Origin of the sequence: Bacillus sp. DX4.1 (genome assembly GCF_030348195.1) — a bacterium.
GTDB lineage: Bacteria > Bacillota > Bacilli > Bacillales > Bacillaceae_G > Bacillus_A.
The window spans coordinates 886234-898505 of record NZ_JAUCFT010000008.1 but is presented as its reverse complement, the minus strand read 5'-3'; the positions used below and the strand labels follow the sequence as shown (position 1 = coordinate 898505).

General features: G+C 37.4%; 11 protein-coding genes, 20 tRNA genes and 2 riboswitches. Of the genes, 2 read left to right on the top strand and 29 right to left on the bottom strand.

What is annotated here, in order from left to right; translation table 11 throughout:
- Nucleotides 1-59 precede the first annotated feature (59 nt).
- Nucleotides 60-162: riboswitch (TPP riboswitch) on the bottom strand.
- A gap of 61 nt (nucleotides 163-223) precedes the next feature.
- A riboswitch (TPP riboswitch) is annotated at nucleotides 224-332 on the bottom strand.
- Nucleotides 333-1181: 849 nt separating this feature from the next.
- The gene (locus tag QUF99_RS07555) at nucleotides 1182-2333 is read left to right on the top strand and encodes an SH3 domain-containing protein (protein WP_289369289.1); all 1152 of its coding nucleotides are present in this window, start codon (nucleotides 1182-1184) and stop codon (nucleotides 2331-2333) included.
- Between the two features lie 6 nt (nucleotides 2334-2339).
- Complete coding sequence (locus QUF99_RS07550; RefSeq protein ID WP_289369288.1) at nucleotides 2340-2678, top strand: hypothetical protein; 339 nt, start codon at nucleotides 2340-2342, stop codon at nucleotides 2676-2678.
- A gap of 282 nt (nucleotides 2679-2960) precedes the next feature.
- Here the strand turns inward: QUF99_RS07550 and QUF99_RS07545 are convergent, their stop codons facing one another.
- The 29 genes from QUF99_RS07545 to QUF99_RS07405 all read right to left on the bottom strand — a co-directional run bounded on the left by QUF99_RS07545 (nucleotide 2961) and on the right by QUF99_RS07405 (nucleotide 12268).
- Nucleotides 2961-4112: a DUF3965 domain-containing protein gene (locus QUF99_RS07545; RefSeq protein ID WP_289369287.1), complete on the bottom strand. Its 1152-nt coding sequence runs from the start codon at nucleotides 4110-4112 to the stop codon at nucleotides 2961-2963.
- A 602-nt stretch (nucleotides 4113-4714) separates the two neighbouring features.
- Entirely contained in the window at nucleotides 4715-5134 is a 420-nt protein-coding gene (locus tag QUF99_RS07540; RefSeq protein WP_289369286.1) for a CBS domain-containing protein, read from the bottom strand.
- A gap of 695 nt (nucleotides 5135-5829) precedes the next feature.
- Entirely contained in the window at nucleotides 5830-6237 is a 408-nt protein-coding gene (locus QUF99_RS07535; RefSeq protein ID WP_289374584.1) for a thioesterase II family protein, read from the bottom strand.
- Between the two features lie 23 nt (nucleotides 6238-6260).
- Complete coding sequence (locus QUF99_RS07530; protein WP_289369285.1) at nucleotides 6261-6563, bottom strand: thioesterase II family protein; 303 nt, start codon at nucleotides 6561-6563, stop codon at nucleotides 6261-6263.
- A gap of 16 nt (nucleotides 6564-6579) precedes the next feature.
- On the bottom strand, nucleotides 6580-6807 hold the full coding sequence (locus QUF99_RS07525) for a hypothetical protein (RefSeq protein ID WP_289369284.1): 228 nt from the start codon (nucleotides 6805-6807) through the stop codon (nucleotides 6580-6582).
- A 10-nt stretch (nucleotides 6808-6817) separates the two neighbouring features.
- Nucleotides 6818-7570 carry a DUF4097 family beta strand repeat-containing protein gene (locus QUF99_RS07520; protein WP_289369283.1) on the bottom strand — a complete coding sequence of 251 codons (753 nt, stop codon included), beginning with the start codon at nucleotides 7568-7570 and terminating at the stop codon, nucleotides 6818-6820.
- A 206-nt stretch (nucleotides 7571-7776) separates the two neighbouring features.
- Nucleotides 7777-8481 carry a hypothetical protein gene (locus QUF99_RS07515; protein ID WP_289369282.1) on the bottom strand — a complete coding sequence of 235 codons (705 nt, stop codon included), beginning with the start codon at nucleotides 8479-8481 and terminating at the stop codon, nucleotides 7777-7779.
- 18 nt (nucleotides 8482-8499) lie between these two features.
- Nucleotides 8500-9081 carry a TetR/AcrR family transcriptional regulator gene (locus QUF99_RS07510; protein ID WP_289369281.1) on the bottom strand — a complete coding sequence of 194 codons (582 nt, stop codon included), beginning with the start codon at nucleotides 9079-9081 and terminating at the stop codon, nucleotides 8500-8502.
- A 275-nt stretch (nucleotides 9082-9356) separates the two neighbouring features.
- On the bottom strand, nucleotides 9357-10064 hold the full coding sequence (locus QUF99_RS07505; RefSeq protein WP_289369280.1) for a 4'-phosphopantetheinyl transferase family protein: 708 nt from the start codon (nucleotides 10062-10064) through the stop codon (nucleotides 9357-9359).
- A 329-nt stretch (nucleotides 10065-10393) separates the two neighbouring features.
- Nucleotides 10394-10465 (bottom strand) — tRNA-Glu (locus tag QUF99_RS07500).
- A 1-nt stretch (nucleotide 10466) separates the two neighbouring features.
- Nucleotides 10467-10541 (bottom strand) — tRNA-Asn (locus QUF99_RS07495).
- 3 nt (nucleotides 10542-10544) lie between these two features.
- Nucleotides 10545-10621, bottom strand: a tRNA-Ile gene (locus tag QUF99_RS07490).
- Nucleotides 10622-10635: 14 nt separating this feature from the next.
- Nucleotides 10636-10706 (bottom strand) — tRNA-Trp (locus QUF99_RS07485).
- Nucleotides 10707-10709: 3 nt separating this feature from the next.
- A tRNA-Thr gene (locus tag QUF99_RS07480) sits at nucleotides 10710-10785 on the bottom strand.
- Between the two features lie 15 nt (nucleotides 10786-10800).
- Nucleotides 10801-10876 (bottom strand) — tRNA-Phe (locus tag QUF99_RS07475).
- Nucleotides 10877-10882: 6 nt separating this feature from the next.
- Nucleotides 10883-10958 (bottom strand) — tRNA-Asp (locus tag QUF99_RS07470).
- A gap of 2 nt (nucleotides 10959-10960) precedes the next feature.
- Nucleotides 10961-11037: transfer RNA gene (locus tag QUF99_RS07465), tRNA-Met, on the bottom strand.
- A 25-nt stretch (nucleotides 11038-11062) separates the two neighbouring features.
- Nucleotides 11063-11155, bottom strand: a tRNA-Ser gene (locus QUF99_RS07460).
- Between the two features lie 113 nt (nucleotides 11156-11268).
- Nucleotides 11269-11361: transfer RNA gene (locus tag QUF99_RS07455), tRNA-Ser, on the bottom strand.
- Nucleotides 11362-11376: 15 nt separating this feature from the next.
- Nucleotides 11377-11449, bottom strand: a tRNA-Ala gene (locus tag QUF99_RS07450).
- 12 nt (nucleotides 11450-11461) lie between these two features.
- Nucleotides 11462-11535, bottom strand: a tRNA-Pro gene (locus QUF99_RS07445).
- A 9-nt stretch (nucleotides 11536-11544) separates the two neighbouring features.
- Nucleotides 11545-11618: transfer RNA gene (locus QUF99_RS07440), tRNA-Arg, on the bottom strand.
- A gap of 3 nt (nucleotides 11619-11621) precedes the next feature.
- Nucleotides 11622-11710 (bottom strand) — tRNA-Leu (locus QUF99_RS07435).
- 16 nt (nucleotides 11711-11726) lie between these two features.
- A tRNA-Gly gene (locus tag QUF99_RS07430) sits at nucleotides 11727-11801 on the bottom strand.
- A gap of 29 nt (nucleotides 11802-11830) precedes the next feature.
- A tRNA-Leu gene (locus tag QUF99_RS07425) sits at nucleotides 11831-11911 on the bottom strand.
- An 11-nt stretch (nucleotides 11912-11922) separates the two neighbouring features.
- Nucleotides 11923-11998: transfer RNA gene (locus QUF99_RS07420), tRNA-Lys, on the bottom strand.
- Nucleotides 11999-12003: 5 nt separating this feature from the next.
- Nucleotides 12004-12078 (bottom strand) — tRNA-Gln (locus tag QUF99_RS07415).
- A gap of 21 nt (nucleotides 12079-12099) precedes the next feature.
- Nucleotides 12100-12183, bottom strand: a tRNA-Tyr gene (locus QUF99_RS07410).
- A 9-nt stretch (nucleotides 12184-12192) separates the two neighbouring features.
- A tRNA-Val gene (locus QUF99_RS07405) sits at nucleotides 12193-12268 on the bottom strand.
- Nucleotides 12269-12272 lie beyond the last annotated feature (4 nt).

The window sequence follows — 12272 nt, the reverse complement described above, 5'->3', positions numbered from 1 at the left end:
GAAAAATAAAAAAACCACTCCTAATATATAAGAAGTGGGTACAGCAAATAAATGAGCATCTATTTGTCGTTCCACTTCCCTTCGCTAGTATTACCTAGATCAGGTTTGTAAGGGTTAAGGATTAATCCTCTCTCAGCATTCACAGCACCCCTAGTGGTTTTCTCTATAAAATTTTCAAATAAAAAATCCCCGTTTCTTAACATAAAGAAACGGGGACCTAACATTCATGTCCAAGTTGCTTCCCTACGCTAGCATAATCTAGATCAGGTGAAAGGATCAAAGACTCTCGGTCTTACTCTCAGCCGGCAACACCAGCTCTCCTAGCACAATATTAAATTAACATAGTCAGTATAACACTGTCATCAATCATCAGCAACTGTTTTAACCTACGACCTAATTTATCCCGCTATTTGCGGGCAGTAATACCCCCACTGATTAAAGTTTCACTTTATGCTACACGAATGGTCTATATGATATATAAATCCATTTTGATTTATCGACATATAAGCCGCGGCTATGGATAATAAAAGGTGACCTGCACTCGTTTTCTCTCTTTGTTTTCACTATGTCTGGGCAGGAAAAGGATCTGACCGCTTCTATGCATGGCCGATGCTCTCTCCCACCTAAAAAGAAGGGGTTTATGTCGGTTTTTTCATTTGTATTTATATATATGATACATAAAGGAATCTCCATGGTCGTCACGCCCGTAAAACCTCATGGCATGGCTCACCATTAATAGGTAAAAGCCGCTCTACTGATGAAAATCCCACTATATATTATTATAAAAACAAATTGTATGTTCATAAAACGCCAATATCTCCCATGCATTTCCTAATCATTATAAATCTGTTATCCTTTTAATATATTTCTATACAATTAAAAAAGGTTTTTAATCTTATTACATTGATGTAAACAACGCACAAATATTATATCTTTATACTATATAAATCCATTTTGATTTTTCGACATATAGCCGCGGCTATGGATAACAAAAAGTGACCTGCACTCGTTTTCTCTCTTTGTTTTCACTATGTCTGGGCAGGAAAAGGATCTGACCGCTTCTATGCATGGCCGGATGCTCTCTCCCACCTAAAAAGAAGGGGTTTATGTCGGTTTTTTCATTTGTATTTATATATAATCAACAATGTAATAATACATCCTATGAGGGGGTCCATTATTAAATGAAAATGAAAGCTACAGCTTTTACGGCGGCTACTGTTGCAGTGACTTCCTTGCTTCCGTCCATGACTGAGGTAAACATGCATACTGCAGCAGCCCAACAAAAGCCGACAGAAAAAATTGGATATGTAACAACAGAGACAGTAGAGTTATATCAAAATGCTGAAGTGAATGGTGATTCAATTGCCAGTATTACATATAACACACCCGTTACAATTCTTGAAACAATACAAGATTGGTATAAGGTAAACGTACAAGATAAAACTGGTTACATAAAAAAGAATGATATTTCACTTACAAAACCAGCTCAGCTTAACAACCAATATATTGTAAATGCAAATGCACTAAACGTTCGTTCTGAACCTAATACACACTCTTCTATTCTTGATGTATTACCAAATGGTAAATTCATTACCATTCAAGGAACACATGGCGATTGGTATCAAATCTCTCACAATGGAAAAGTAGGATACGTGAAGAGGGACTTTGTATCTAGTGGTTCACAACCATTAGTAAAAGGTATGACTGTACAAGGTGCACCTTCCTATTATGTTGCAGCACCTACATTAAAAGTCCGTAGTGGTGCAGGAACAAACACCACCGCAATTGGCTCTTTACAAAATGGTACCCAAGTACAAGTGGTAGAAACAGTGGGTACTTGGTATAAAATTCGTTTTGGCTCCGGTTATGGATATGTCGCACAACATTATATACTACAAAAACAACCACAAGCAAAGCAGGATACTCCTTCCATTCCAGCTGTTTTCAAATTCCCTGCTCAAGGTAAAGTTAGCTCAACATTCGATATTAGTTGGGAACAAATGCATTATGGTGTGGATATTGCAGCTCCTGGAGATGTTTCTATTCAAGCTGCGGCTGCAGGTACAGTTTTGAAATCCTACTATTCTGCAAGCTATGGTAACGTCGTATTTGTTACTCATCACATAAAAGAAAAATTATATACAACGGTTTATGCTCATCTGAAAGATCGTGCTGTACAAGCTGGTGATCAAGTTCAAATGGGGCAATTATTAGGCCATATGGGAAATACAGGTCATTCTTTTGGACAACATCTCCATTTTGAATTACATAACGGTGAATGGAATTTTGAAAAAACAAACGCAGTTGACCCACTGCCTTACTTAGTTCGGTAATATCGTATGCCACGTAATATCTCATTAATTATTGAATATCTAGCTTTTTTGGGTCTAATTTATTGTTTATTAATTTACAATACAAATGTTGTCTTCTTAGTTATCACCATCTTATTTGTTACGTTTGAAATTTTGATGGAAGCATTCAAAATCCGCTTAAAACAACAAATTTCTCATGTGTATACTGCATTTTTTATCCTAAGTAGTTTTATCACAAATGTGATTTCTAGCGGCTTACATAAATCTGCTATATTCCCTGTATTTTTTATGGCCATTCTACTTGTTGTATCCCAGTATATATACGTGCCTGACTACCATCGTAAGAAACAACAACAAGAAACATAGAGAGTGAATGCTATACACCGATTATTAAAAATATATAAATCCATTTTGATTTTTCGACATATAGCCGCGGCTATGGAAAACAAAAGGTCACCTGCACTCGTTTTCTCTCTTTGTTTTCACTATGTCTGGACTGGAAAAGGATCTGACCGCTTCTATGCATGGCCGGATGCTCTCTCCCACCTAAAAAGAAGGGTTTTATTTCGGTTTTTTAATTTGTATTTATATAAAAGGATCTCATTTGAAATGAGATCCTTTTATTTTTAATTCATATAGATAGAGCTGCTATCCACAAGCATATCGCTCATAAATAAAGCTCAAATTATATTTCTTCTCTAAACCCATTCTCTGTTCATCATCACACCAATAAAATAAAATATCATGAATGGTTGCATAACGCTTATTTTTTAAAAATTGTTTAATAAATGATGGCAAACAATCATGCAATTGTATAAATATATAATTACGTAGCATTTCTTCTTTGTATTCAATTCCCTTACAAATATACATCAACTCTTCACAATAATAAGCATGTTGTGGAACTTGGATCATTTCAAAAAATGGTACATATGATAACAGCTTTCCAATGAAATTCTCGTATCTATCCATAAACTCAAACGACATATGCTCCATCATTTCTTTCATTACATATAAATAATCATCCACATGCGTTGTTTTTAACGGATTAAGACGATCAGAGATTTGAGCAATTACAGCTCTTTGACATGCAATAACAGAACGACTAGGTCCATAGTATGTTAAAAAATCAGTACACTTACGATATTTTTTTAATAAGTCAAATATGTATAAATCATAAACATATTTATTACAGTATACTGCTAAGCTCATCATATCTTGATCTAGTTGTTCTTTTGATAATGTTTTTGCCTGCTTACATAGATAAAAGAATGTAAGCTCCATCATTTCTTTATGAAACAATAGTTTATTACATTTTTCAATACATTCTTCATTAAATTTAATTCTTTCCCAAATCATTACGTCTTTAATTTCTAATTCACCGACTCTATATTTTATAATTAAATAATTCCAAGCTACAACTTGTGTCAAAATATCCCATGTTTCATATTCCATTGATGTATGTACAAATTCATCTAATCTTTGACTTACCATAAATGTATAGGCTTCTTTATACCATCCGATTTCCTGACATAAACGAACAATTCGAACCAAAGTTGGTATTTCATCTTTATGAAATTGTGGCAAGTCCTTCACTTTATTCATTCCATATAAGATAAATGGAGCTAAATTGTCTTTTTTATAAAATTCTTTTTCTTTCCATGCTAAAATTGTTCTATCTTTCCCTTCACCTTTTGGACGAGCAGGTACAAGTAAAGAAAATAAATCCGCAAAATTATCTGGTTCAACATACGCATCCGTAACCAAATTCCAATTAGGATTGCTCTGTACAGCCCTCATATAATTCCCCCTCCATTTTTTATATATGTAAAGCACCTAAAAATTTAACAGCTTATATCTTAATTATTACTATCATCATATTAAAAACCATGCATAGAATTTATATTTACTAGTATAGCACTTTCATAATTTTAAACGTTAATAAGAAGAGTTGTTAACAAAACTTCAAATGAAATTGAAATAAATTAAAGAGTTTCATCGATGTCTTTTATTTCCCTCTGATGTTTGGTTGAATAAATTGAAGGCACAGGACTAGACGCTCTTACATATGCCCAGTATAGCATTTCGGATACATAATACTAACAATTTTTTGGCTATGTAGTGTTAGTAAAAGGTATCCGACACACTATCATTCGATACCTAGAAACGCTATATAAATCCATTTTGATTTTTCGACATATAGCCGCGGCTATGAATAACAACAGGTGACCTATACTCGTTTTCTCTCTTTGTTTTCACTTAGCATGGGGCAGGAAAAGGATCTGACCGCTTCTATGCATGGCCAGATGCTCTCTCCCACCTAAAAAGAAGGGTTCTATGTCGGTTTTTTAATTTGTACTTATATAGGTTATTTCCTTTGAAAAAGTGTTAAGACTCACTCTTTATTCTGTATGCTCTGATATCTCACTTAAAGCAAATCCAGCTTGATCATCCGCTTGTTCTGTTACTGCTAAATCACCTAGTGCTAACATCCCAATAAGTTGCCCGTTTTCTACTACTGGTAGTCTTCTTACTTGATGTCGTGCCATTAACTCTGTTGCCTTTTCAATGGGATCGTTAGGGGATACTGAAACTATATCCGTGGTCATCACATTTGTAATTTTATTAGAGCCCGGATGTTTCTCCGCAATTCCACGTACAACTAAATCACGATCTGTAACAAGACCAACTACTGTATTATTTTCTACAACCGGAATCATACCAACCGCTTCTTCTTTCATTTTCACAGCCGCTTCATATACATTATCTAGCGGCGTACATTGTACAATATCGGTACTCATAAGTTCTTTTACTGTTGTCATGCGATTCTATTCCCTCCTTTTATACATACTATAGCTTTTCCAAATTCCCTTTATTTATTTCACATGATATGTTAAGAAAGAATTGAACTCTTACATGATTTTTTCCTCAAGAAAAAAGAGCCAGCAAATTGCTGACTCTTTCATTATGATCCATACGGGACTCATCAAATCCTTTCCCAATAACTTCCGTTATAAAGAGAATTTCAATAGCAAATTTGAAAATAACGAAAACTATGTAGATAGCGCAAGTTAAGGTTGTAAGGACTTGTACGGAATCTAAAAAAGAAAAACAATTGCTAAATTACATCTACTGAATAATAAAAAATCGTTGATATAACAACACATTCGTCTCTGTTTTAATAATACAAGCGCAAAGGAAATAGCAAAATATATATAAATCCATTTTGATTGTTCGACATATAAGCCGCGGCTATGGATAACAAAAGGTGACCTGCACCTTTGTTTTCACTTGGCATGGCATGGGGCAGGAAAAGGATCTGACCGCTTCTATGCATGGCCAGATGCTCTCTCCCACCTAAAAAGAAGGGTTTAATGTCGGTTTTTTAATTTGTATTTATATAGCAATAAAAGTGTACTTCATCATCCAAAAAGGATACCGACCTCTATCTTCAAAAAATTCATTAAGCGCCTTTTTCAAGTTGGCATTTAACGGCTTCTTTATTATAAGCTTTCATTCAGACGAATACTTCGATGTGATTTTTTCGTGAAATATCTTGAAGTATTGCTTCAAAAGCATTCTTACTTTCCATAAAGTAGAAATGATTCCCCTGCAATTGTAGCATCTGACATGGAAAATGAGTATAGCATGCCCAACTTTCCATACTTTCAGCACTTACCACATCTTCTGTTCCATACAACAAGTAAATTGGAATATTTAAAGGTACCACTTCCTCCCTTGTTCGTACGCTTAATGCTTGATAAGAGTGCAAAGTACTTAAATCTGCAAACAAGATTTCCTTAACCAATTCACATAATTCTTCATGTTCCAACACTTCTGCAGGAGTACCACCTAAATTTCGCAACATATCGTCCATTTCATCTTTATTTCGTTGATAAGAAACACGATGCTCTAAATCATATATTGGAGAAGCTTTAGAAGAAATGACTAAACCTTCAATGGAAAATTGTTTTTTTCTAAGCGCTTAGCAACCTCATAAGCGACCACACCGCCCATACTATGACCAAAAAAGAAAATACGCTTTCCTTCTAGCTTTTCCCACTGATTTTTTATCATTTGTTCCACATCGTCTAACAATTGCTTCATATCTGTACAAAGTGCTTCATGAATCCGACTACCGTGACCGGGATAATCAACGCCTAACACTGAAAAGTTAGCTGACAATAAATCACGATAATAGTTGCCATTCCCTGCAGCGTGAGGAAGACACACCCATACAGCTTCTGTCATTTACTTATATACCTCCTTAATTCCAATATAGTAATTGCGTTAAATTATTCACTAGCGACAAAAAGCCTACTATTAGTAAACCTAATCCAATATTTCTTCTGATTTTGGTACTGTTTCGACGATTGATAAGCATTACAAACAGACCAATTAAAATACAAACACCACCAAATCCCAGAAAAATCATATTTCCTAAATGTCTAGTTGATTCATCAATTTGAGGCATAAATGATTGTAATGAAGGCATAATAAAACTCCTATTCTCTATTAAATTTTTCGAACAAAATATTGCCCGATACTGTATTTACATATATTTGACAAGCTTCAGAGCTGGCCGTCTTAATACTTGTTGCAGGCATGCGCCCAGAAATACTTTTAAAATGGATATCGTAGCTGGTAAGTTGACTATCTATGCCTAGAACAATATCTCCGGTTACAGATTTCACATCCATTGTATGGTAGAGGTTCATCGCATCAATTACCACTTTTCCAGCAGTAGTTTTTACCTTAAACCGATTATTATCAAACCCTTGGGAACGAGGCGTTTTTACGTGAATGTTTCCTGTAGTCGACGTTACAGTTAGTCGATTAGCATCCACTTCAAGCAAAGAAATATTACCAGTTGTAGATTTAACAACACATTCATTAAAATGTGCCTGCTGTTGTGTCACGAAAATTTTTCCCGTTGCAGTAGCGATATTGATATTTTCACGGTAATATTTAGGAATACGGATTTTCAATACAAGACCATCAAAAAAGTTAAATGGCACAAATACATTTTTACGTTTCAACTGCACATATAATGTTTGTCCTACAATACTAGATTTATAGGTAAATGATTTTTCTCTGTCTTTATTAGATAAATAGTATCCGACATAAATGTCTTCCCTATCTTCTGTTTGAATGTCTAACAAGCCTCTTTCCAAGTAAATGTCTATATTTTTTAATGAGGCTGAAATGTAATGCCTTTCCAACACGAATTGCATGTTTTCTAGTGTTGCTGTTTTCATTTGGCCTTCATTCCCTTCTTTCTTTGCCTTCAAATATTTCTTGAGCAGTACTCAAGAAATGATTGTATATGAAATAGTAGATATGATTTCTACTGGTTTACTTGCTCCCATCGTATTGACACAAAAGATTGTCATCTAATTTGTGCGGAACTCACTTTATATGCCTTACCCAAATACAACACCTCTTTATATTTTAATCATTCCCCCTAAACCAATTCTTCTTTCGCAATCTTTTTGAGGGCGTATCCACCCGAAATCAAACCTCCCCCCCCTAGGACTAGTGCAACTGAAACTTTAGAAATCATTCCCCCAGGACCGGCCGCTGCGGAAGTAACCACACATAATATCAAAATAGATGTCACCACAGTTCCAACTGTTGAACGATACATAATTCCCACACACAAGGAAATCAGCCCTAATAACAGACCCGCAATTGTTGTTACAAAAATAGCTGGCAACATGCTTACATTCATTTGATAACCCATTGATGGTACAAACAAACCAAGAACATAGAATGCACTATTTTGAAAAACCTCAGACAACAGCATATATCCAAACATCATGCTTAAAATAATAAGCAATTTAGCCAAAATAATTTTAGTGATCTTAACAGGATACGTATAGAACATAAGTGCAGTTTTGGTTTTAAACTCTGCAACAATCATCTCAGCAAGCAAAACGGCTTCCCATACAATGAAGACAGCTTTTATCAAAGTATCAATAATTGTCATTGTTTCTAGCTGGACTGCAGGAAGTGCTGCCCCATTCTGGGAAACCATTTCAATTTGATTTGGTACTAATATTTTTAAAGTAACGCTTAAAAAAAGAATCAATAAATTACATAAGAGCAAAACTAAGAATTGGTTTTTTAGATTAATTTTTTTCAGCTCAATTGCAACGAGATTTTTCACATACTCCCTTCAAATTCATTATTCAAATAATTCATCAATAACACTATGAAGCAATAATTCAAAGACTTCATAATGGTCGTAGCCTAAGGAATCCTTACTCCCTAAAATTGCTAACAAAGCTGACAAAGTTCCAATCACTTTTTGTTCTGATACTTTTAAGACCAAATGACTTTTTTCGATGGCATCTCTTAATATAAAAATGGTGTAATCTGGATTGTGATTTTCCAAACGCTCTTTAGGCAGTTTGTTTAGAAGAACAACAAACTCCGGACTAGTTAAATTTCTCACCCAGTTTCCTTTTCCATATTCTTGATACATTTTTTTGAACCCATTCATGAACCCTTCTTTTGTAGGATTGCGGGTAATTTCATCATTCATGTAACGAATCAACCGTTCTTGCATCTGATCCATGACATCACAGAATAACTGTTCTTTTGTTTGATAGAAAATGTAGAACGCTCCTTTTGAAATGCCTACTTTTGCACATAACAAGTCAATGTTCGTTTTCTTGTAACCGTACTCAACCCAGCTTTTTTCGCATTCTTTTAGTAGGTTCTCCTTAATTTTCGCTTTTTCTTCTGTTGTAAATCCTCTAGCCATATTTTTCTCCACTCTTTCCTATTTAAATTGCATTTGCTTACGTATATTTATGACTTTAAAAATTTTTAGAGTCATAAGTTCATTATATTACAAAAAAAAATAATAGTTAAGTGGATAGTAAATATTCTTTGAAGATTTATGCATGCAACATTGTTAGAAAATAATCCTCTAAATCAACACCGCTTTCACGAAGGGTGCTCATCGTAAATTCTTTCATGACTTTCCCTTGATCCAAAATAGCAATATGGGTTGCCAATTTGAGGATGATCCTAAGGCTATTTCATCTTCATCTGTTCACTTGTTAAGACTGAAAAATCCTTAGATAAGGTCATTATGTCTACCGGAAATTTGAAGTCATTTGTACTAATACTACACCAGTGTTCAGAATCAATTTGAAATGAATATACTTGAATAGTATTACTGTATACAGTTGCACTTTCAATTGATTGTGGCTGAGCGGAAGAGTGAAGCGGAACTATAAATGTATCTAGCGGTTGACTTAATCCCCTACCAATACATTTCAAAAAGCTTTCTTTCGCTGTCCATATACGATAAAATGCATGCTCTGCTTCTTCTCCCACTAATCCTTTTAAATACCGTTGTTCTGCTATGCTAAAGAATGTCGCAACCTCCCAAATATCAATTGGTTCCATCTTTTCAACATCAACACCAATTGACTCATTTGTTGATAAGGCAATCACGACCCATTTACCAGCATGAGAAAGATTAAATGAAATAGGACTTTTTTGTACTGTCTTTTTACCATATGCATTAGTCGTAAAATGTACGTGTTCTATATTTTGCTGGGTATATCGTGCGATTAAGCACTTCGCTACATAATTACCGAGAAGAGTTCGCTTTTTGTCCTCAGGCATTTGAAAACGAGATACTTGCAATTGCGTCTCTTGTTCTAAAAGAGGCAACAGCCTCATTAAAGTGGCAAGGTCGTAATTGTTGATATCCATTTTTACAATTAAAATCATAAAATATGCCTCCATTCATTTTTTCTCTCTCTGTCTTTTTACCAAAAATCCAAATGGATTTATATAGTTAGAACAAATGAAGAATGTGTTGACACAAAAAAAGAGCACAACCATTAGAATCAAAATTTCTAAGATGGGTACTCCACTCTCACAAGTAGAGTATACCATATTTTAGAAACTCCCAAAAAGTACAAGTAACAGAAGGTGAAAAAATCACGGCTAATTTATGAATTTGCTGAAATCCTAAAATTCGAGTCAATCGCTGAGTCAAAACAAAAAAGCCGTCAGAAATGTTGTTAAATCAACATTTCTGACGGCTTTAAAATCTATGACCCGTACGGGATTCGAACCCGTGTTACCGCCGTGAAAGGGCGGTGTCTTAACCGCTTGACCAACGGGCCATGGCTCCGCAGGTAGGACTCGAACCTACGACCGATCGGTTAACAGCCGATAGCTCTACCACTGAGCTACTGCGGAATATGGTGGGCCTAAATGGACTCGAACCATCGACCTCACGCTTATCAGGCGTGCGCTCTAACCAGCTGAGCTATAGGCCCTTAACTTTTCAATACAGGGGCAGTAGGAATTGAACCCACACTGGAGGTTTTGGAGACCTCTGTTCTACCTTTAAACTATGCCCCTAAGTGGTGCCGGCTAGAGGACTTGAACCCCCAACCTACTGATTACAAGTCAGTTGCTCTACCAATTGAGCTAAGCCGGCATGTTTATGTAGAAATGGTGGCTCGGGACGGAATCGAACCGCCGACACGAGGATTTTCAGTCCTCTGCTCTACCGACTGAGCTACCGAGCCAAAAAATGGCGGTCCCGACCGGGGTCGAACCGGCGATCTCCTGCGTGACAGGCAGGCATGTTAACCACTACACCACGGGACCATTGGTTGCGGGGACAGGATTTGAACCTGCGACCTTCGGGTTATGAGCCCGACGAGCTACCAGACTGCTCCACCCCGCGACGATACAATATTCTTTTAGAAAAATGGAGGAGGAAGAGGGATTCGAACCCCCGCACGGCTCTCACCGCCTGTCGGTTTTCAAGACCGATCCCTTCAGCCAGACTTGGGTATTCCTCCGTGAAAGTGAATCTTAGCGAAATCACTATATAGTAATTTCAATTTATGAATTTCGGGTTATACTCCCGATGAGCTAGTAGCCCTTGATAATAAAAATTTTTCTTTAAAATAAATGGAGGAGGAAGAGGGATTCGAACCCCCGCACGGCTCTCGCCGCCTGTCGGTTTTCAAGACCGATCCCTTCAGCCAGACTTGGGTATTCCTCCATATTCATATTAAAGTGGAGCCTAGCGGGATCGAACCGCTGACCTCCTGCGTGCAAGGCAGGCGCTCTCCCAGCTGAGCTAAGGCCCCATGTTAAAACTATCGGGAAGACAGGATTCGAACCTGCGACCCCCTGGTCCCAAACCAGGTGCTCTACCAAGCTGAGCCACTTCCCGTTAATAAAGCGCGCCCGAGAGGACTCGAACCCCTAACCTTTTGATCCGTAGTCAAACGCTCTATCCAATTGAGCTACGGGCGCATATGGTGCCGAGGGCGGGGGTCGAACCCGCACGGTGGTCACCCACCGCAGGATTTTAAGTCCTGTGCGTCTGCCTGTTCCGCCACCCCGGCATGTCATACTGGAAATTGGAGCGGAAGACGGGATTCGAACCCGCGACCCCAACCTTGGCAAGGTTGTATTCTACCACTGAACTACTTCCGCAAGACATGTATGAGTTATTAGATTAAAAGTGCGGGTGAAGGGAGTCGAACCCCCACGCCAAAGGCGCCAGATCCTAAGTCTGGTGCGTCTGCCAATTCCGCCACACCCGCAAAATTTAAAATGGTGAGCCATGAAGGATTCGAACCTTCGACCCTCTGATTAAAAGTCAGATGCTCTACCAACTGAGCTAATGGCTCTTAAATGGCTGGGCTAGCTGGATTCGAACCAGCGCATGACGGAGTCAAAGTCCGTTGCCTTACCGCTTGGCTATAGCCCATTAATTAAGAAATTGTAAAAATGGTGGAGGGGGGCAGATTCGAACTGCCGAACCCGAAGGAGCGGATTTACAGTCCGCCGCGTTTAGCCACTTCGCTACCCCTCCGACATAATATGGTGGAGGATGACGGGATCGAACCGCCGACCCCCTGCTTGTAAGGCAGGTGCTCTCCCAGCTGAGCTAATCCTCCACTT

Coding starts and splice junctions, on each gene's coding strand:
- QUF99_RS07520 (WP_289369283.1), bottom strand. CDS start 7,570: ATGAAAACAGCAACACTAGAAAACATGCAATTCGTGTTGGAAAGGCAT.
- QUF99_RS07540 (WP_289369286.1), bottom strand. CDS start 5,134: ATGACAACAGTAAAAGAACTTATGAGTACCGATATTGTACAATGTACG.
- QUF99_RS07550 (WP_289369288.1), top strand. CDS start 2,340: ATGCCACGTAATATCTCATTAATTATTGAATATCTAGCTTTTTTGGGT.
- QUF99_RS07530 (WP_289369285.1), bottom strand. CDS start 6,563: ATGACAGAAGCTGTATGGGTGTGTCTTCCTCACGCTGCAGGGAATGGC.
- QUF99_RS07510 (WP_289369281.1), bottom strand. CDS start 9,081: ATGGCTAGAGGATTTACAACAGAAGAAAAAGCGAAAATTAAGGAGAAC.
- QUF99_RS07505 (WP_289369280.1), bottom strand. CDS start 10,064: ATGATTTTAATTGTAAAAATGGATATCAACAATTACGACCTTGCCACT.
- QUF99_RS07555 (WP_289369289.1), top strand. CDS start 1,182: ATGAAAATGAAAGCTACAGCTTTTACGGCGGCTACTGTTGCAGTGACT.
- QUF99_RS07525 (WP_289369284.1), bottom strand. CDS start 6,807: ATGCCTTCATTACAATCATTTATGCCTCAAATTGATGAATCAACTAGA.
- QUF99_RS07545 (WP_289369287.1), bottom strand. CDS start 4,112: ATGAGGGCTGTACAGAGCAATCCTAATTGGAATTTGGTTACGGATGCG.